The organism is Bacillus sp. BC05(2025) (assembly GCF_056725905.1).
In genome coordinates this window covers 323,598-342,050 of the sequence record NZ_JBWYRA010000001.1, presented here as the reverse complement: position 1 = coordinate 342,050, position 18,453 = coordinate 323,598, and the positions used below count along the sequence as shown (strand labels likewise).

The window sequence follows — 18,453 nt, the reverse complement described above, 5'->3', positions numbered from 1 at the left end:
AAAATTTTCTCATTTCATATATAATTGTGTAGGGAGAAATATCTGTAACTATTTGTAAAAATAGGAGGCGGCTATAAAAATGCATGAAATTGCTAGGTGGAATTTAGATCGATTGTATCCGGTTGAGGATATTCTAACTCCAATAGTGGAATTGAAAGAACAATATTATGAGACAAAAGATGTAGAGGTCCTTTCAAAACTTATACAAGCTATTGAAAAAGCAGAATACTATTTGTACTGTCGATCGGCTGAAGAAAGTGTTGCATCGGATAATACTAGATTGACTGCGAAAGTAAAGGAATTAAAAAGTGAAGTGCAGCAAGTAATACAGCAAAGTGAAATTTCCAATAATATTAATAATAGTTTAATAAAAGATGAACTTAAAGCATGGGAAAATATGTACATACAATTAAGAAATAAATTAGAAATAGAGCACAATAATAAGCAATTATCATTCGGCCAAGCAAATAATATTGCAATGAATAGTAATAATGAAAAGGAAAGAGTAGAAGTATTCGAGTCATTAACATGTGCTTTACATAAGGAAAAAGAAATTTTTGCTACTGTATTGAATCAAATAGGGAGATTACGTAATACAAAGAGTAATGAATTAGAAGACATAGATATTTTAACTCAATCTTTACATGCGAATGGCATTTCTGAAAATGGATTATTACAAATGTGGAATGTGGCAGAAGAAAACCTTAATAAATTAGCAAGTATTGTAAACGTGTATAAGAAGGAAGAAGCTACGATTACATGGCATGAACTTATGACCGTAAAGGAAAATAATGAGGTTCATATCCCTTTTTCAGAAGCGGTTCAAAACATATACGATGCGTTTGAAAATATAGATAAAGAATTAGCAGAATTTGCACGGAATGCAATAGAGAATGGATGGGTAGATGCGGAGCTGAGAGATAATAAAGCACCAGGTGGGTTTTGCGCTCCTTTCTTCAGTGAGAAAGAATCGCGAATTTCAATGCGTTATGATGGAAGTATTGATAGTGTAAGAGTACTTGCACATGAACTAGGACATGCTTGGCATTTTTATAATATGAGCTTTGAACAATCTACTTCTTTTTTAGATGATTATTTGCCAATGAGTACAGCTGAATCAGCGTCTATTTTCTTTGAAACGGTACTCTTAAACTATCTAATTCAAACAACAGATTGTATAGATATGAAAAAGTCAGTGCTTAGTTGGAAAATAAGGAACTGTTTTAATTATGTAATGGCAATACGATCATCATTTGAATTTGAGAAGAACTTTTATGAAAAATGTAAAGAGAGCCCTTTAAGTGCTGATGAAATCGAGAAATTATGTATTGCATCGCAAGAACAAGCATACGGGAATGCATTATTAGAATATCAGCCATTTGTTTGGATGAAATATGTTCAGTTTTACATAGCAGATGTTCCTTTTTATAATTATCCATACACATTTGGGTATTTAGCTAGTTTTAGTTTATTAGAAATAGCTCAAGAAAGTAAAAGTACTTTTCATTCGAAATATAAAGAGTTTTTACGAGAAACAGGAAAAGCTCCAGTGGAAGAGCTTATGAAAAAACATTTTGAAATAGATATAACAAGCTATGCATTTTGGGATAAAGCTTTTAGACAAATTTCTAAAGATATTGATGAATACTTGAGGCTTATGTAAGGAGAGAGTATAGTGGATCACCAACTTATAAAGGGAATACCTTTTTCAACTTTAGAATATGAAAAAGCTATAAGTTTGCTAAAAGGTTGGTTACATGAACAACAAGAGAAACCAAGATTTGTAGTAACTGCAAATCCTGAGATTGTGATGTCTGCAAAGGAAAGCACGGCTAAATCTAAACAATTTAAAAAGATGTTACTATCTGCGGATCTAATAACAGCGGATGGGATTGGCGTCATAATAGGATCGAAAATATTAAAAGGAAGTTTGAAAGAACGTGTTACAGGGGCAGATATTACTCATGAGTTAATAAAGTATTGTAATGACAATGAATATCGTGTTTTTCTTTTTGGAGCTGCGCCAGAAAGTAATAAAAAGGCGCTAAAAAAATTAAATGAGCAGTTCCCAGGGGCACAGTTTAAAGGACAACATGGTTTTATAAATGGTGAAGAAATAGAAGAAGTGAAAATAAAAATTAAGCAATTTAAGCCGCACTTACTACTAGTAGGACTAGGTTCACCCAAACAAGAAGAATTCATCTATGAAAACATGCAAACATTAAACGTTCCGCTATCTATTGGTATCGGAGGCATGATTGATATAATATCTGGTACTGTAAAAAGAGCACCAAAAATCATGAGGGATACTGGAACTGAATGGCTGTATAGGTTACTCTCACAGCCGAAAAGATTAAAGAGACAACTTGTACTTCCGAAATTTTTAATTTCAGTTATGGTAGAGAGGATGAAAGGAACACCAAGTTAAGAAAGGATAAACAAGATGATAGTGCCGTTATCTAATGAAAAAGCTAAAAAAATTTTTCAAGAGCTGAAAGTGGAGTGCGAATCTTTATTTGAGTTTGAAATTCGAAATGCAATACCTATTCATCGTGGTTGGCTAAATTTGAAGTGGAAACTCGAAACAGATGCAGGATCTTTTGTATTAAAGCAATATAATAAAGAACGATACAAAATGTATAACCCAGAACTTTTAATACAAGCGTTACATCAACAACAAAGATTACATGATAATGGTGTAAGTTGTCCGAAGCTCCTAACTTATAAAAATAATGTAATGCATTTATCAAAAAATAATGAAAGATTTATAGTTTTAGAACATAAAGAAGGTAATCTAATTTCACCTGGAAAATTGAATGAAAAGGAAATCTACTCTCTTGGTAAAACAATAGGTCAAATGCATAATTTGTTAAATGATGGCTCTTTAATAAAAGGAGAAAAACCTAAATTTGTTCTGCCAACTAAAGAGGAAAGGTTAAAACATTGGGAAAATAAAAGGAGAGAAGCAGAACAGTTAGGAAAAGAACATATTCTCTCCCATATAAAATTACAGCAAGAAGCAACACAATTAGTAAATATAGATCAATTTTATAGTAGTAAAAAAGGATGGGTGCACCGTGATCTATGGGTAGATAATTTCTTATTCCATAATGATGAAGTCTCAGCAATTCTAGATTTTGATCGTATGGATTATGATTATGTAGAATTGGACATTGGGCGTGCGGTTATATCTTGTGCCTTACATGATGGAGTATTAAATAAGAGTCTTGTTGCATCATTTTTAGCGGGATACCGTAATAAATTAGACTTTCCAGTAGGGGGTATTGTTCGGGCAATTCAAATGCTTTGGTATATGGAGAGTACATGGTGGATTCATACCAATATGGATCAGAATAGTGTACCACCTTCACGTTTTGCAGATGAAATGAATTGGATAGCTGAAAATTACAGTGCATTACATAATATATTAGTAGATTTATAAGAAAAAAGGGGACAACATACATGAACAGAATCGGCATTATCGGAGCAATGCAAATTGAAATAGACTTACTTTTAGAAAAACTAGCTATACAAGAGGAACAGACGATTGCGGGAATGCCATTTTACGTTGGAGAATTCATGGGAACTGAAGTAATTGTTACAAAATGTGGTGTAGGGAAAGTAAATGCAGCCGCATGTACGCAAACTTTAATTCATAAATTTGATGTAGACGCTATCATCAATACGGGTGTTGCTGGAGGGTTACACCGAGATGTAAAAGTTGGTGATATTGTCATTTCAACGAATGTTACCCACCATGATGTAAGTCAAACACAAATGAAAAACTTATTCCCGTTCCAAGAAGAATTTGTCGCAAGTAAGAAATTAGTAGAGTTAGCACGTACAGCATGCAACAGTAGTAATTTACATATAGGAGTTCATGAAGGAAGAATTGTAAGCGGTGAATGTTTTGTTGAAGACTCAAAACTAAAAGCGAAATTAATAGCTGAATATGCACCGCATTGTACAGAGATGGAAGGTGCAGCAATAGGACATGTTGCTCATATAAATGACGTACCATTTCTAGTTATAAGATGTATTTCTGACAGTGCAGACGATGACGCTCAAATTTCCTATGATGATTTCGCAAAAACAGCCGCAAATTATTGTTCAGAAATTATCGTTGAGATGCTGAAAAATATACCGAGTAAAACATATAGAGCAAAAGGAGAAAATGACATGTTAGAAGCACTAATTTTTGATATGGACGGAACGTTATTTCAAACAGATAAAATTTTAGAATTATCATTAGATGATACATTTGATCATTTAAGATCACTAAAGTTATGGGATACGGTAACACCTATTGATAAGTACCGTGAAATTATGGGTGTGCCGTTACCGAAAGTTTGGGAAGCTTTATTACCGAACCATTCTCTTGAAGTAAGAGAACAAACAGATGCATATTTTTTAGAAAGATTAATTGAAAACATTAAAAGTGGAAAAGGCGCTTTATACCCGAACGTAAAAGAAGTGTTTGCATATATAAAAGAAAATAATTGTTCAATTTATATTGCTAGTAATGGTTTAATTGAATATTTACGAGCAATCGTATCTTATTATGATTTAGACCGATGGGTTACTGAAACGTTTAGTATTGAACAAATAAATTCACTTAATAAAAGCGATTTAGTGGAAAGTATTTTGAACAAATATGATATAAAAAAGGTAGCGGTAGTTGGGGACCGGTTATCTGATATAAACGCAGCGAAAGATAATGGTTTGATTGCGATTGGATGTAATTTTGATTTTGCACAAGAAGATGAGCTTGCTCAGGCGGATATAGTAATAGATGATTTATTGGAGTTGAAGGGGATGTTGTCAGCTGTGCAGAGATAGTAAAGGTGTTTAATTTATAATAGAGCTATTTAAAAAATAATATAATTGTTAAAAATTATTCTTCCACTAACGAAGTAGATTAGCTGAATAAGGAATTAAAATAAGAGTTTATAGCTCCTGAAGAAGTGGAAAAAGTAAAGTTTTCTAATTCAAAATAGATGCTGTTATGCAGAGGTAGAATAAGATTTTAATTGATTTACGATGAATTTGTAATAGTTTAATTTCTTAAAAATCGAGTGGTGCATTTTACAGTTTCTGTAGTTTTTGCTAATTCTTATATGTCTTGTTTTACGGAGGAAATATGATTAAAGATTACTTTAAAATTGGTAATATTCCAGTGGTTTTATGGGGAGGTAAGAGTGAAAAAATTTTTATTGCGGTACATGGAAATATGTCAAATAAGGAAGATGCAGTTATTCAAATATTAGCTGAAGAAGCTAATCAAAAAGGCTATCAAGTATTAAGCTTTGATTTACCTGAGCATGGAGAAAGAACAAATGATAATACACTTTGCAAAGTACAGGTTTGTGTTAGTGAATTATCTATAATTATGAATTACGCAAAAGAACATTGGAAAGAAGTAAGCGTGTTTGCATGTAGTATCGGAGCTTATTTTAGCCTTGTAACCTATCAAAATGATGTGATAGAAAAGGCATTATTTTTATCACCAGTAGTTAATATGGAACGAATTATCGAAAATATGATGAAATGGTTTAATGTAACACCAGAACTTTTGCAAAAAGAAATGACTATAGAGATACCGATTGGTCAAAAGTTATATTGGGATTATTTATGTTATGTAAAAGAACATCCTATTAATACATGGGATACGGATACATATATTATGTACGGGGCCAAGGATGAACTGTGCGAATTTGAAACTATTAACGATTTTAGAAAAAAACATCGTTGTGAATTAGAAATCATGGAGACGGGTGAACATTATTTTCATACTGCAGAACAGTTAAAGATATTTGAACAGTGGTTACACAAACATATCAATTAACAAAGTATAATTTATCTTGGGTCTGTTTGAGAAGAATGGCGAATATATAAACTAATATAATATTTGAAAGATGTTATAAATGTATTTACTTAAATGGCTTTATCTCATCATATTTGAGTACAAATAGTTTTAAACGTATAGCAATTAGACAATTATATTATCGATTTACATCTGGGGTGAAGAGTAGCTATTCTAAGAATTGAATAAAGTAACAATCATAAAAATGCTCAGAATAAATAATTCTAGGGCATTTTTACGTATTTTCATATTAAGGGGGAATTTATTTGAAAGATATACATATTCAACAAATTGAAGAGTTAATAAAATACGAGCACGATTATCTTGTTCAAGAAAGCAAAAAAGAAGGATTTAATTTTCTAATTAGACTTATAAGTGAATACGAAAATAAAATAAACACCTTTAATAAAACTGGTGAATGTTTATATGGCATTTTTCAAGGAGAAAAGTTAATTGGAATAGGAGGGCTAAATGAGGATCCGTATACAGAAAATTATAAGATTGGTAGGGTGAGGAGATTTTATATTTCAAAGGATTACCGTCGTATAGGGCTAGGGAACTTGTTATTAAACCGGCTATTATCTCATGCGGAAAAGTATTTTAAAGTGGTTGTTTTATATACAGATACGAAACAAGGTGATGCGTTTTATATTGCAAATGGATTTGTGAAAGGAGAATTTTATAAAGGATCGAGTCACTTTAAAGTATTATATGAGTAAAACAAGAGACTTTATAAGCTTATAAAGTCTCTTGTTTCTATTTAATTATGTTTCACATTCATTTCTTTCAATAATCCCTTCGGATCACCTTTCACATAATAAAAATGCGGATTATTTTCATCATCGTAAAGCATAATATAAGGCTTTTGATTAAGCGGGAGAAGAATAAGTACTTCATCAATTGTTGTATGTAACCATTGATTTGTAATAGAAACTGGTTTAGATAAAGGGATTTTTATCATGTGACCATCTTTTGGAACGACGTTTAAGTTTTTGAACGGGCCAGTAATGGATTTAGCGTATTGAATAGCTTCTTTTTGAATAACTGGATCTAAAGATTGCTTTTGAACGACCATTTCTTTTTGACAATCAAATACTTCAATTTGTTGATTACTATTTGCGAACACATTTGTCGATAATAAAAAACAAAGTAGAGTAATGACCCCGATTTTTTTCATCATAGTACAACACCTCGTCTTTACTATACCCTTAAAAGGTTCAAATATTTTTCTGTCACATGGATGTAACAAAGAAGTTGTATAATACATTTGGTTTTTGTTTAAAAGTAATGGAGGATCATGTATGAGAGTATTAATCGCAGATGATGAACAAGATATGTTAAGGATTTTAAAGGCTTATTTTGAGAAAGAAGGCTTCGAAGTTTTATTAGCGAAAGATGGAGCGGAAGCACTTCAAATATTTTATGAAGAGAAAATTGATTTAGCTATTTTAGATTGGATGATGCCGAAACATAGTGGTATTACTGTTTGTCAGGAAATAAAAAAGAACTCAAGCGTTAAAGTATTAATGCTTACGGCGAAAAGTGAGAGCGAAGATGAATTAGCAGCGCTTCAAAGCGGGGCAGATGAATACGTAAAAAAACCATTTCATCCAGGCGTATTAATAACTAGAGCGAAAAAGCTAATACAGCATGATGATGTCATTCAAGTTCAAGATTTGAAAATAGATTTCGCTAAAAATAAAGTTTATAAAAATGACAAAGAGTTAGATATTACAAAAACAGAGCTAGAATTAATAAAGTGTTTTTTAAATCATAAAGGCATGATTTTAACTCGTAAAAAATTGTTAGATATCGTATGGGGATTTGATTATTTTGGTGAAGAGAGAACTGTTGATACACATGTAAGAAGATTACGTAAAAAAGTTGGAGAAAATATTATAAAAACGCACCGCGGGCTAGGATATAGTTTGGAGGAACAGAGTGAATAAGCTTGGAAAAAAGCTATTTTTCAGCATTTCCTTAACTGTTATTCTTATTTTTACGATATCTTTATTATTAATTAACTATCTTTTACCGAAATATAATATTTACAAAACGCGAGAAAGTTTAGAAGGTATTACAGCGCAAATACAGTCCACATCGAGCAAACAACTGGATGAATCAATTACCAGCATTGAAAATGAGGGGAATGTTACGATTACGTATACATCAATTAGCCATTCGGAAGATCATATTAATGATGAGTTACGTATGCAACTTACAAAAAAGAGAGTTGCCCTTAATAAACTCTGGATTACAAAAGAAGAAATAATGAAAGTAAAGAACGTCGGACAATCGAATAAAATATATGATCAAGAGAAGATGAAATCTAGCTTTTTTGTGAAATACATTGCGAAAGATGATAAGTTGATTTTAGTAGGAGTTTCGATTGCACATTCTAATGAAGTAATAAAAACGTTAAATTCATTTTATTTGTACATGTTAGGCATTACGATTTTTCTTATTATCGTACTTGTATGGATACTTTCAACAACAATCACCAAACCATTAAAGGAATTAAGTGATGTTGCAGAAGATATTTCAAATTTGAAATTTGAACGAGCGAAAGTGAAAACAAATGATGAAATCGGAGACTTAGCTATTAGTATTAATATCATGAGTGATAAACTAAATGAGGCACATGAAGATTTAACAGATCGAAATGAACATTTAAAACGATTTATGGGTGATGTGACACATGAATTAAAAACGCCAATCGCATTAGTGAAAGCATATTCTATGGGAATAAAAGATGGTTTAGATGATGGTACATACATAGATACTATTATTAAACAAACTGATCACATTTCGAACTTAATTGAAGAATTATTACGATTTTCTAAACTAGAAAGAGATGTTTTACAAAAAGAAGAATTCTCTATTAAATCACTAGTTCAAAGTATATTACATAAGCATAAGATTGAGTTAGAGTCGAAAGAAATTGATTTGCATGTGAACTATAATGCTGGCGATGCAGTTGTTTATGCAGATGTAAATAAAATGAGAATGGTGTTTCAAAATTTAATTTCAAATGCGATAAAATATACAGCAAATCAACATATAAAAATTACTTTAGAAGAACGAAATGAAAGTGTATATTTTCAAATTCAAAATGGTATGAATGCGGAACAAATGAAAGATATTGATAAAATTTGGGAACCCTTTTACGTCTTAGAATCTTCTCGCAGTAAAGACTATTCAGGCACAGGACTAGGTTTAGCAATTGTGAAAAGCATCTTAGAAAGACATGGTTTTGACTATGGAGTTTCTACTTTAGAGGGAGAGATACGATTTTATATAAATATGAAGAACGATTAATTTAATACTAGTAGAAGCATCGTCTATTAATAGGCGATGTTTTTTATTGATTATATGTAAGTAGTAATTCAAAATATATAAACTTGAAAGCCTGTTGAAAGAGTGATCTACAAATTTCTCAAGTGGTTGTATAAAATATAAACTGAATTTTCAGTAATTTTATTGTATAGTAAAAGGAGAAATATATAGGGAGGAAAGAGTATGGGGAAAAAGAAAATAGCAATTACATTATCAACAATCTTATCTTTATCAGTTACATCGGGAGTTTCTAGTATGACTGCGTATGCAGACAATAAAGAAACAAACTACATAAATGAGAATGATGTGAAGTTAAATGGAAAAGTTTCAGAAGGGGTACAATCAAATACGAAGGTCGAATTAGAAAATGGGATGACAAAACCGATTTATTCGCTTGACGAAGCAATCATTGAAAATCTATTTGTAGAGACGGAAGTTGATAGTGATCGAGATGGAAAAAAAGACAGAGTGTCAGTAAAAGTTATGCGCCCCAAAACAGATCCTAATGTGAAAGTGCCCGTTATATATGAAATGAGCCCATATCGAGCGGGTTTAAAAGATGTTCCTGTATATAATGTAGATGAAGAATTGTATGCGTATGAAGGCAAACCGTATGGAGCTGTTAATCTTGGTTCGTACGGCAATTATTATGTGCCAAGAGGCTATGCAGTCATTTTAGGTGAAAGTATTGGAACTGGAAAATCAGATGGATGTCCGACTACTGGAGACGAGCAAGAAATATTAGGGACGAAATCTGTCATTGATTGGGTGAATGGACGTGCGAAAGCATATACAGAAAATGGTGAGGAAGTTAAGGCTGATTGGTCTACAGGAAATGTAGGTATGACAGGTGTTTCTTATAATGGTACCTTACCGAATGCTGTTGCGACGACTGGTGTGGAAGGATTAAAAACAATTATTCCAATCGCGGCGATTAGTAGTTGGTATGATTATTATCGTGCAAATGGTGCAGTCATTGCGCCAGGTGGATACCAAGGAGAAGATACAGATAATATGGCAGAAGCAGTATTAACAAGAGAAAATCCAGAAGTTTGCGGACAAGTAATAAAAGAGTTAACAGCTGGACAGGACCGGAAAACTGGTAATTATAATGATTTTTGGGATAAACGTAATTATGTAAAAGATGCTAAAAATGTAAAAGCAAGCGTATTTGTTGTTCATGGTTTAAATGATTGGAATGTAAAGACGAAGCAGTTCGCGCAATGGTGGGATGCACTTGGAGAAAATAATGTTCCTCGTAAAATGTGGTTACATCAAGGTGGACATGGTGGAACATCAACGAATGACTGGCAAAGAACACAAAATAAATGGCTCGATTATTGGTTGTATGGAATTGAAAATGGAATCATGAATGAACCGATGGTTGATGTACAACGTGAAAATAAAACGTGGGAAAAATTAAAAAATTGGCCAGATCCATCAGCGGTGCCGTCCAAAGTTCGTATGTATTTAAGTAACAAAGCAGTTAATTTGCCATTAAGTATGGGCTCTGCAAATAAAGTTTTCTCATTCGCAGATGATGCAAAAATGAAATCAAATCAATTAATAGCAAACCCAGAACTCGAAGTAGCCAATCGTTTAGTGTATACAATGCCTGTATTGCAAAAAGATACACGTATAAGCGGTACACCAAAGATTTCAATTACAGGAAATATTGATCGATCTGTATCAAATTTAACTGCTTTACTTGTTGATTACGGAGGAACGAAGCCGGAAATCGTAACGAGAGGCTGGATGGATCCACAAAACTTAAAGAGTATAGAAAATTCAACAGCGATTCAACCAGGTAAAGATTATACATTTACATGGGACATGCAGCCAGATGATTATATATTTAAAGCGGGGCATCAAATTGGGGTCGTTTTAATTGCTAGTGATTATGATTATACAATTAGGCCGAAAGCGGGCACGAAGCTTACAGTGAAATTAAGTGAAGTGACATTGCCAATTGTGAAATAAATAGTTATGGATAAAGAGCTTACCGCCTAGTAAGCTCTTTACATTTTGAAAAGGGGGAGTTTAATGTGAATGTTTATTGGTAGATACAAAAAAGCTTACAATAAATAAAAAAATGACATTTATGATCAATAGGCCACTAAAGATAAGCCCAGCAAAACCTCCAGCGAATCCATCTCCTCTACTTTTTCACCAATAACGTGCAAAGTGGCAAAGAAAACAACGGGAGAAGAAAGTATGAAAATGCCACTAGCTATTTTCCATATTCGTTTATACTTCTTTGCTATAAAGAAAGTTAGTGCATTTAAAGCAAAAAGAAGTAAAAGAAATATAATTAATGAATTCATCACATCCTCCTTTTCGGAAAAGTATGAATTTTCATTTTGATGAGAATATAATATGATTATATTATATGGAAAGCGAGTGATATATTATGACAGTCAGCTCTTTCGAATTTTTATTAAAAATAAAGGTACAGGAAGATTAATTGAAAGAAAATCTTCCGTACGTAAAAACGGAGGAGAAAATAAATGTTTAGTTTTTATAGTACACTTTGCACGGAACTTTATGATTTCACTAAGCCTGTCGGTTATTCTTTAAATGGTGATATTGAGTATTACAAAGAACGTTTAAAAAATTGCACCGGAAGAATTCTCGAAGCAGCGGTTGGGTCAGGGCGTGTCATTATCCCACTTCTAGAGGCTGGATTTAAAGTAGATGGGATAGACTATTCACCTGAAATGCTAGAATCGTGCCGCGTGCGATGTAAAGAGAGAAACTTACATCCTAATTTATATGAAGGAAGCTTACAACAATTTTCACTGCCACATAAATACGAGGCAATTATCATTCCTACTGGATCTTTTTGTTTAATTGAAAATCGTACGGATTCGATAAACGCATTGAAATGTTTTTATGAATATCTTAATCCAGGCGGGCGATTAATCGTAGATATTATGCTTCCGCATGACTGGAAAACTGGGGAAATTCATACATCGACTTTTTCTTTGCCGAGTGGAGACGGAATTACATTAGAAAATAAATCAATTGAAATAGATTGGCTGAACCAAGTTACTCTATCATATTTAAAATATGAAAAATGGAGTAAAGGGCAGTTAGTACAAACGGAATTGCAACGCTTTGCGGTGCGCTGGTATGGAATAGAAGAGTTTAAACTTCTGTTAGAAAGTATAGGTTTTTCTAACATTACGTGCTCCGCTGACTATGTTTATGAAAAAGAACCGTCAAATGCAAATCAAATGTTTACTTTTGAAGCGGTGCGAAACGAAAAATAAAGAATTATTTATGAAAATAAGGCAATCGATACAGTATCGATTGCCTTATTTCAATTGTATATCACTTACATGGTATTACGTTCCAGTTGTCCAAGCATCCTTCTACTAAATACATATACTACTTATATTAAAGGGAGTTACTATTTTAAAAAGAACCGTTATTTTTTGTAAATGATATTTTAGAGAAGTAGGGGGGATAAATTTTGGAAAACGAAGCACAAGATAGAGTTGAAAATCAAGTGTATTCCAATCGTGTAGTAAGATCAGAATTTGATGCAAATTGGGAAACATGTATATCAAAAAGTGGCTATGTAATTTATGTAGCAACAAGTAACAATGCCGAAGTAATAGTACTTCTTGCAGATGGTTCAAGTAAATTATTAATTTTTGAAAAAGGCGGTAAAGTAGTAGTAGGCGGTGGTGGAACAAGTCATTATAGTAAGCCGCATATTGCAAGAAATATTTAAGGTAGAACATATTAATTGAGAAGAAACCAATAAGTAACTTAAAAAAGCATTTCCTATTTCGGGGAATGCTTTTTCTATGTTATAGTATAATAGTGTTTTGGAACGATGTTATTTTAATATACCTCAAGTTTTGTTGTGTATTATTTTTATATTAAATTAGTTGCGTAAGTATTTTTTTATATAAGGAGTAATAATTAGAGAAATGAAAAATATAGACTTTATACTAGAAAGTGACGAAGCATTAAAACCGTCTGAACGATTAGTACTATTATTATTAGAGAAGCATAGAATGCTATATACGAACGATCTATTAGCATTATCTAATTTATCATATAAAACATTAACGGATTCATTAACGTCGCTCGTATTAAAATCGTATGTGTTAAAGGAAACAGGTAAGGGAAGAAGACAGAATTGTTATAGATTGGTATGATAAGACTGCTGATTTTAGAGGGTTTACATTCATGTTTTTCAAATGTAAGGGTAAGTGAAAAAATAGCTTTCAAATGAAAAAACGTACTGCAATTCGCATTTAAATATTCGCATTTCATTTTTATTAATGGGAATGAAATCATTATTGGAAATAGAAAAATAAAATAAACCGCACAAAAAAGAAATAAAAAAACAATCCATTTTTAAAATGGATTGTTTTTTATTGGAATAATATTATTTGATATATTGAAATTAAATCATAGTTCTCACTATTTTAAAACGAAAAATAGATAATATTATTATGTAAACTAATGTGTTGACAGGAAAATATAATAATCAATAGAACATATAGAAGAGTATACTTAAATATTTTGAGAGATGGGAGATTATTATGGCGATTTTACAATCAATAGTACAAGCTATTATAAGTGGTAATAAGGAAGAAGTGGTGGAGTTTATAAAGACGAATCCAAGTGCTATTAACGAATTTAGTGACGATGGTTGGACTCTAGTTCATTTATCGGCTTATTTTGGACAAAAAGAGATAGCAAGTTTTCTTTTAGAAAGTGGTGCAGATATACATATTAGAGCAAAAAACGAAAATGAAAATACACCTTTGCAAGCGGCAATCGCGAATAAACAAAGTGAGCTTGTTGCTTTCTTAATTGAAAAAGGATCAGATGTAAAAGCTATACAAAGTGGTGGTTGGACAGGGTTACATGAAGCAGCATTATTAGGAAGTGAAGAAATAGTTATGTTACTTCTTGAAAATGGAGCTAATAAAGCGATTAAGAAAAATGATGGAAAAACAGCTTATGATATTGCGTTAGAAAAAGGGTATGATCACCTTTTACATCATTTAAAACAGGAAGTGAACGTATGATAAATAAATGGAGCGTAGGCATATTTTTATTTAATGATGTAGAAGTGTTAGATTTTGCAGGACCATTTGAAGTTTTTTCTGTAACCGAAGTGGAGGAAGAAAAACCATTTACTGTTTATACAGTTAGCCAAAATGGAGAAATGATTACAGCAAGAAACGGATTAAAGGTAAAGCCGGATTATAGTATTGAGGATTTACCACCAGTTGATATTCTAATCATTCCAGGTGGTAAAGGTATTTGGGAAAACGAAGTGAAAAATGATATTATAATAAATTGGGTTCGTCAGCAAATGAAAGAAGTAAAACTAATGACTTCAGTTTGTACGGGTGCATTATTACTTGCGAAAGCCGGTCTACTGGAAGGCTTAAAAGCAACAACGCATTGGGCTAGTATTCAAACTTTCAAAAAAGATTTTCCGAATGTAGAAATAATGGAGAATGTGAAATTTGTAGATGAAGGTCACATTATTACATCTGCAGGTATTTCAGCTGGTATTAACATGTCATTTCATATTGTGAAAAATTTGTTAGGTGTGGAGATTGCTGAGGATACGGCAAAAAGCATGGAATATGATATTGATTTGTAAAATAAAAAAGCCCAACTTGGGCTTTTTATATGTAGCAAAGTTTCGTAACAGATAATCTATGCTTAAAACTTTAGTTCAGAAACAATAATTTCAGTTTTAGCGAATATACGACAATTTATCTTTTTTCTCCTTGCAAGCATGTTATTACAAGGAGAAATTTCGTATGTAAAAAAACTCTTCTACAATAGTAGAAAAAGAATAACAGAAACTACTATTTTATGTCAGCATACATAAAAAAATTCAATGTAAATATGGAAATGTCGTCGAATGCTATCTTTAATTGGTTAATTTGTGAGATATTTTTATGAAGGAGTTTATTTTATAAGAATAGAATTAAAGTTAGTAAGAGATCATGCCGATGGTAGTGAAAATATATGTGTTAGGGGGATTTCATAATGAGGAAACTCAAGCGGATAAATGTTCCTAATATACAAGAACAACTATCACAGTCCAATGAGAATCGAGCAATTAATAAGAAAAAACTAAGGCGATTTATATTCATGTTTATCTTTATTGCGGCGGCTACTTTGTACGTTCAATTTATTTTAACGAAACAACAAGAAATAATCGTAGAAAAAAAAGATACAATAACGAATCAAAAAAAACAATTGGTTTCTTTAAAGAAAAATGAGGCGTCTTTAAAGTCTAACATAGAAAATTTAACAGACGATGAGGAAGAAATTTTGAAGTTTGCCAGAAAAGAATATCAATTTTCTAAGTCAAATGAAACTATATTTGTGTTGCCGAAGTAGTGTAATTGAGCAGTTAGCGATAGCTAACTGTTTTTTATGTACGAATAGCATGGTACAAGAAACAATTACATATTGTAAAAATGAAGAGTTTGAGCTGTTTTTATACTTATGGAATATATACGAAAATAAATGTTGTTAAAATTCTGTCAATTGTATTATAATACAAGGTGAGCGGATACATTTTTTAATCAACGTTGAGTTTATCACTCATACGACTATTAAGAAAACCGTTATCCCGTATTAGAAAGGAAGATAGCTGTGTACGCTTCAAATACAATTTATGTCGTAGGGGATGCGAAAGCACCTCAAAATAATCCTATTACTGAAAAGTTTAAGAGCTATTTTGTAGCGTTTGTACTTGTAAAGGAGACTGGGGAAATTGTAGATGCAGATTGCTCAGCGACAATTGCATTAACATCTCAATTCGTTAAATATTTGTTTCTACATAAAAATATTAATGATCCAACATTAGTAATGGAAATAAAAGATCGTTATTTCGGTTCGTCTCAAAAGGCACTACTTGTAGCGTTAAAAGATGCACAGAAAAAATATAATCAAATTGCTGCTTTGTCTACACATTCCTAGACAAAATCCAGCCGTAAGAATCTTCTTATGGCTGGATTTTTTTATTTGATATTAATCTCTTGCATTGAAAGTAAGTGAAAGAGGAAATGAATTGTACGTAAAAACATAATTTGTTTTTAAAGATTAAAGCTCCGCTTTGTTAGAGAACGAAAGGATGAACAATATGAAAATTACTGATGTAAAAGTAAATCGTAGACGTGTTAATCTTCACACACCGTTTAAAACGGCGCTTCGTACCGTAACCGAAATAGAAAGTATAGATGTATATATTCATACAGATGAAGGGATTGTTGGTAAGGGTGCTGCAGCCGCAACACCAGTTATTACAGGTGATTTCGCAAGTGGGATTGAAGAAGCCATTTTAGGGCCAATACGTTCCTGTTTAATTGATCAAGATATTATTCAATTTCAGCAGTTACTACAGCACATTCAAATGAGTTGTATTGGAAATCCAAGTGCAAAAGCGGCGGTAGATATCGCTTTATATGATGTGTATTGTCAATATCAAAACGTCCCACTTTATGCATTATTAGGCGGGAAGAAAGAAATTTATACAGATATTACCGTTAGTGTAGATGAACCTTTCATTATGGCAAAAGAGGCAAAGCAGCATGTAGAAAAAGGATTTCAAACTTTAAAAATTAAAGTGGGGAAATCTGCTCCTTTAGACTTAGAACGTATCGAAGCGATTCGAAATAGCGTACCAAAAAATACGACGTTACGATTAGATGCAAATCAAGGGTGGAATCCAAAAGAGGCAGTTTCTATCATTAAAGAGATGGAAAATCGCAATTTAAATATTGAATTTATTGAACAACCTGTTCATGCGAAAGATTGGGATGGATTAAAGTACGTCAAAGATCATGTGCAAACGCCTATTATGGCAGATGAAAGCATATTTTCAGCAAGTGATGCATTGAAAATCGTTCAAGGAGGATATGCAGACTTAATTAATATTAAATTAATGAAATGCGGCGGTATACGTGAAGCGTGGCGTATTGCCGATATCGCTGAAACAGCTGGTGTAAAATGTATGGTTGGAAGTATGATGGAATCCTCACTTTCTGTTAGTGCTGTAGCCCATTTAGCAGCTGCCCATCCTAATATTCATTACTTCGATCTCGATGCACCGCTTTGGTTAATGGAAGAACCAGAAGGAATGACTTATTCTGGGTCAAAGGTAAACCTTCAATCGACAGTGAATAGTAAATCTTAGGAGAAAAGACTAGTAAACTATCTTTTAAGGAGGATATGTATGAAAAAAGTAGGAACTGCATTTTTAACAACTTTATTTATATTTTCATCGTTTACATCAGCACATGCTGAAGAGAAGAAAGATAGTAAGGCATTTATCGATGTATCTGCCGCAACACTTTGGACCACGCCTGATTCATTACGACCAATTGATAAACCGAGTGCTACAAATCCAGTTGATTTGTGGAAATGGACGAAATCAATGACGCTTGATGAGAAACTTTGGTTAACAAATGCAAATAAATTAGAAACGCAAGCGCTATTAGGTCAAGAAGTAACGGTTGTTGATAAAAAAGGAGACTGGGTGAAAGTGCTAGTCCATGGTCAACCAACACCGCGAAATGAAGAAGGCTACCCAGGATGGATGCCTGAAAAACAATTAACATATAATCAAGAATTTGCAAATAAAACAAATGAACCTTTCGTATTAGTGACGAAACCGACAGCAATTTTATATATAAATCCTTCTGAAAAACATAAATCACTTGAAGTGAGCTATAATACGCGATTGCCACTACTTAGTGAAGATACGATTTCATACCGCGTGTTGTTACCAAACGGACAGAAAGCTTGGCTACGAAAAAATGATGGCACAATTTACCGTTCGCAAAATGATATTCCAACTCCAGCGGCTGATGATTTAATAAACACTGGAAAAATGTTTTTAGGATTACCTTATATATGGGCTGGTACAAGTGGCTTTGGATTTGATTGCTCTGGATTTACACATACGATTTATAAATCACACGGTATTACAATTCCGCGGGATTCAGGTCCGCAATCGAGAAATGGAGTTGCAGTTGATAAAGAGAATTTACAAAAAGGAGATTTAATCTTCTTTGCACATGATCAAGGAAAAGGAAGTGTTCATCATGTGGGGATGTATATTGGTGACGGAAATATGATTCACTCGCCGAGAGCTGAAAGATCAGTAGAGATTATACCGCTCAATACACCAGGATATATAGAAGAATACGCTGGTGCTCGTCGTTATTTACCTTAAAAAGTAGAGGGGGTTTTCA

Annotated in this window: 19 protein-coding genes and 1 pseudogene; 18 read left to right on the top strand and 2 right to left on the bottom strand. The window is 32.6% G+C overall.

Features of this window, described 5'->3' with window-relative positions; all coding sequences use genetic code 11:
• Positions 1-79 precede the first annotated feature (79 nt).
• The 6 genes from ACZ76X_RS01850 to ACZ76X_RS01825 all read left to right on the top strand — a co-directional run bounded on the left by ACZ76X_RS01850 (position 80) and on the right by ACZ76X_RS01825 (position 6,582).
• Positions 80-1,663: a M3 family metallopeptidase gene (locus ACZ76X_RS01850; RefSeq protein WP_479849315.1), complete on the top strand. Its 1,584-nt coding sequence runs from the start codon at positions 80-82 to the stop codon at positions 1,661-1,663.
• A 12-nt stretch (positions 1,664-1,675) separates the two neighbouring features.
• Positions 1,676-2,428, top strand: a complete 753-nt coding sequence (locus ACZ76X_RS01845; protein WP_479849314.1) for a WecB/TagA/CpsF family glycosyltransferase — start codon at positions 1,676-1,678, stop codon at positions 2,426-2,428.
• Positions 2,429-2,443: 15 nt separating this feature from the next.
• A complete protein-coding gene (locus ACZ76X_RS01840) occupies positions 2,444-3,442 on the top strand; it encodes a phosphotransferase (protein ID WP_479849313.1) in 999 nt (332 codons plus the stop codon).
• A 20-nt stretch (positions 3,443-3,462) separates the two neighbouring features.
• Positions 3,463-4,839, top strand: a complete 1,377-nt coding sequence (locus tag ACZ76X_RS01835; protein WP_479849312.1) for a 5'-methylthioadenosine/adenosylhomocysteine nucleosidase — start codon at positions 3,463-3,465, stop codon at positions 4,837-4,839.
• 301 nt (positions 4,840-5,140) lie between these two features.
• Positions 5,141-5,845: an alpha/beta hydrolase gene (locus tag ACZ76X_RS01830; protein WP_479849311.1), complete on the top strand. Its 705-nt coding sequence runs from the start codon at positions 5,141-5,143 to the stop codon at positions 5,843-5,845.
• Positions 5,846-6,129: 284 nt separating this feature from the next.
• Positions 6,130-6,582 carry a GNAT family N-acetyltransferase gene (locus ACZ76X_RS01825; protein WP_479849310.1) on the top strand — a complete coding sequence of 151 codons (453 nt, stop codon included), beginning with the start codon at positions 6,130-6,132 and terminating at the stop codon, positions 6,580-6,582.
• 41 nt (positions 6,583-6,623) lie between these two features.
• Here the strand turns inward: ACZ76X_RS01825 and ACZ76X_RS01820 are convergent, their stop codons facing one another.
• Positions 6,624-7,043 carry a hypothetical protein gene (locus ACZ76X_RS01820; protein WP_070806260.1) on the bottom strand — a complete coding sequence of 140 codons (420 nt, stop codon included), beginning with the start codon at positions 7,041-7,043 and terminating at the stop codon, positions 6,624-6,626.
• Between the two features lie 121 nt (positions 7,044-7,164).
• On the opposite strand from ACZ76X_RS01820, the gene ACZ76X_RS01815 reads away from it, so the two are divergent.
• The 3 genes from ACZ76X_RS01815 to ACZ76X_RS01805 all read left to right on the top strand — a co-directional run bounded on the left by ACZ76X_RS01815 (position 7,165) and on the right by ACZ76X_RS01805 (position 11,179).
• Complete coding sequence (locus ACZ76X_RS01815) at positions 7,165-7,812, top strand: response regulator transcription factor (RefSeq protein WP_070806259.1); 648 nt, start codon at positions 7,165-7,167, stop codon at positions 7,810-7,812.
• Positions 7,805-9,181 carry a sensor histidine kinase gene (locus ACZ76X_RS01810; RefSeq protein ID WP_479849309.1) on the top strand — a complete coding sequence of 459 codons (1,377 nt, stop codon included), beginning with the start codon at positions 7,805-7,807 and terminating at the stop codon, positions 9,179-9,181. The genes ACZ76X_RS01815 and ACZ76X_RS01810 overlap by 8 nt, the downstream gene beginning before the upstream one ends.
• Before the next feature lie 201 nt (positions 9,182-9,382).
• Positions 9,383-11,179: a Xaa-Pro dipeptidyl-peptidase gene (locus ACZ76X_RS01805; protein WP_479849308.1), complete on the top strand. Its 1,797-nt coding sequence runs from the start codon at positions 9,383-9,385 to the stop codon at positions 11,177-11,179.
• Between the two features lie 60 nt (positions 11,180-11,239).
• On the opposite strand, the pseudogene ACZ76X_RS01800 reads toward ACZ76X_RS01805, so the two are convergent.
• A pseudogene (locus tag ACZ76X_RS01800) lies at positions 11,240-11,523 on the bottom strand (hypothetical protein).
• Positions 11,524-11,706: 183 nt separating this feature from the next.
• Between ACZ76X_RS01800 and ACZ76X_RS01795 the strand changes: the two are divergent.
• From ACZ76X_RS01795 to ACZ76X_RS01755, 9 genes are all read left to right on the top strand, one after another.
• Positions 11,707-12,471, top strand: a complete 765-nt coding sequence (locus ACZ76X_RS01795) for a class I SAM-dependent methyltransferase (RefSeq protein ID WP_479849307.1) — start codon at positions 11,707-11,709, stop codon at positions 12,469-12,471.
• 203 nt (positions 12,472-12,674) lie between these two features.
• Complete coding sequence (locus ACZ76X_RS01790; protein ID WP_000426643.1) at positions 12,675-12,938, top strand: hypothetical protein; 264 nt, start codon at positions 12,675-12,677, stop codon at positions 12,936-12,938.
• A 202-nt stretch (positions 12,939-13,140) separates the two neighbouring features.
• Positions 13,141-13,371: a hypothetical protein gene (locus ACZ76X_RS01785; RefSeq protein WP_000789033.1), complete on the top strand. Its 231-nt coding sequence runs from the start codon at positions 13,141-13,143 to the stop codon at positions 13,369-13,371.
• Between the two features lie 390 nt (positions 13,372-13,761).
• On the top strand, positions 13,762-14,253 hold the full coding sequence (locus ACZ76X_RS01780) for an ankyrin repeat domain-containing protein (protein ID WP_479849306.1): 492 nt from the start codon (positions 13,762-13,764) through the stop codon (positions 14,251-14,253).
• Positions 14,250-14,840 (top strand): DJ-1/PfpI family protein, encoded by a 591-nt coding sequence (locus ACZ76X_RS01775; RefSeq protein ID WP_479849305.1) that lies wholly within the window; start codon positions 14,250-14,252, stop codon positions 14,838-14,840. The genes ACZ76X_RS01780 and ACZ76X_RS01775 overlap by 4 nt, the downstream gene beginning before the upstream one ends.
• 395 nt (positions 14,841-15,235) lie before the next feature.
• A complete protein-coding gene (locus tag ACZ76X_RS01770; RefSeq protein WP_479849304.1) occupies positions 15,236-15,592 on the top strand; it encodes an FtsB family cell division protein in 357 nt (118 codons plus the stop codon).
• 258 nt (positions 15,593-15,850) lie between these two features.
• Positions 15,851-16,177 carry a DUF3870 domain-containing protein gene (locus tag ACZ76X_RS01765; protein WP_000271329.1) on the top strand — a complete coding sequence of 109 codons (327 nt, stop codon included), beginning with the start codon at positions 15,851-15,853 and terminating at the stop codon, positions 16,175-16,177.
• A 154-nt stretch (positions 16,178-16,331) separates the two neighbouring features.
• Positions 16,332-17,393 carry a dipeptide epimerase gene (locus ACZ76X_RS01760; RefSeq protein ID WP_479849303.1) on the top strand — a complete coding sequence of 354 codons (1,062 nt, stop codon included), beginning with the start codon at positions 16,332-16,334 and terminating at the stop codon, positions 17,391-17,393.
• A 39-nt stretch (positions 17,394-17,432) separates the two neighbouring features.
• The gene (locus ACZ76X_RS01755; protein ID WP_479849302.1) at positions 17,433-18,434 is read left to right on the top strand and encodes a C40 family peptidase; all 1,002 of its coding nucleotides are present in this window, start codon (positions 17,433-17,435) and stop codon (positions 18,432-18,434) included.
• Positions 18,435-18,453 lie beyond the last annotated feature (19 nt).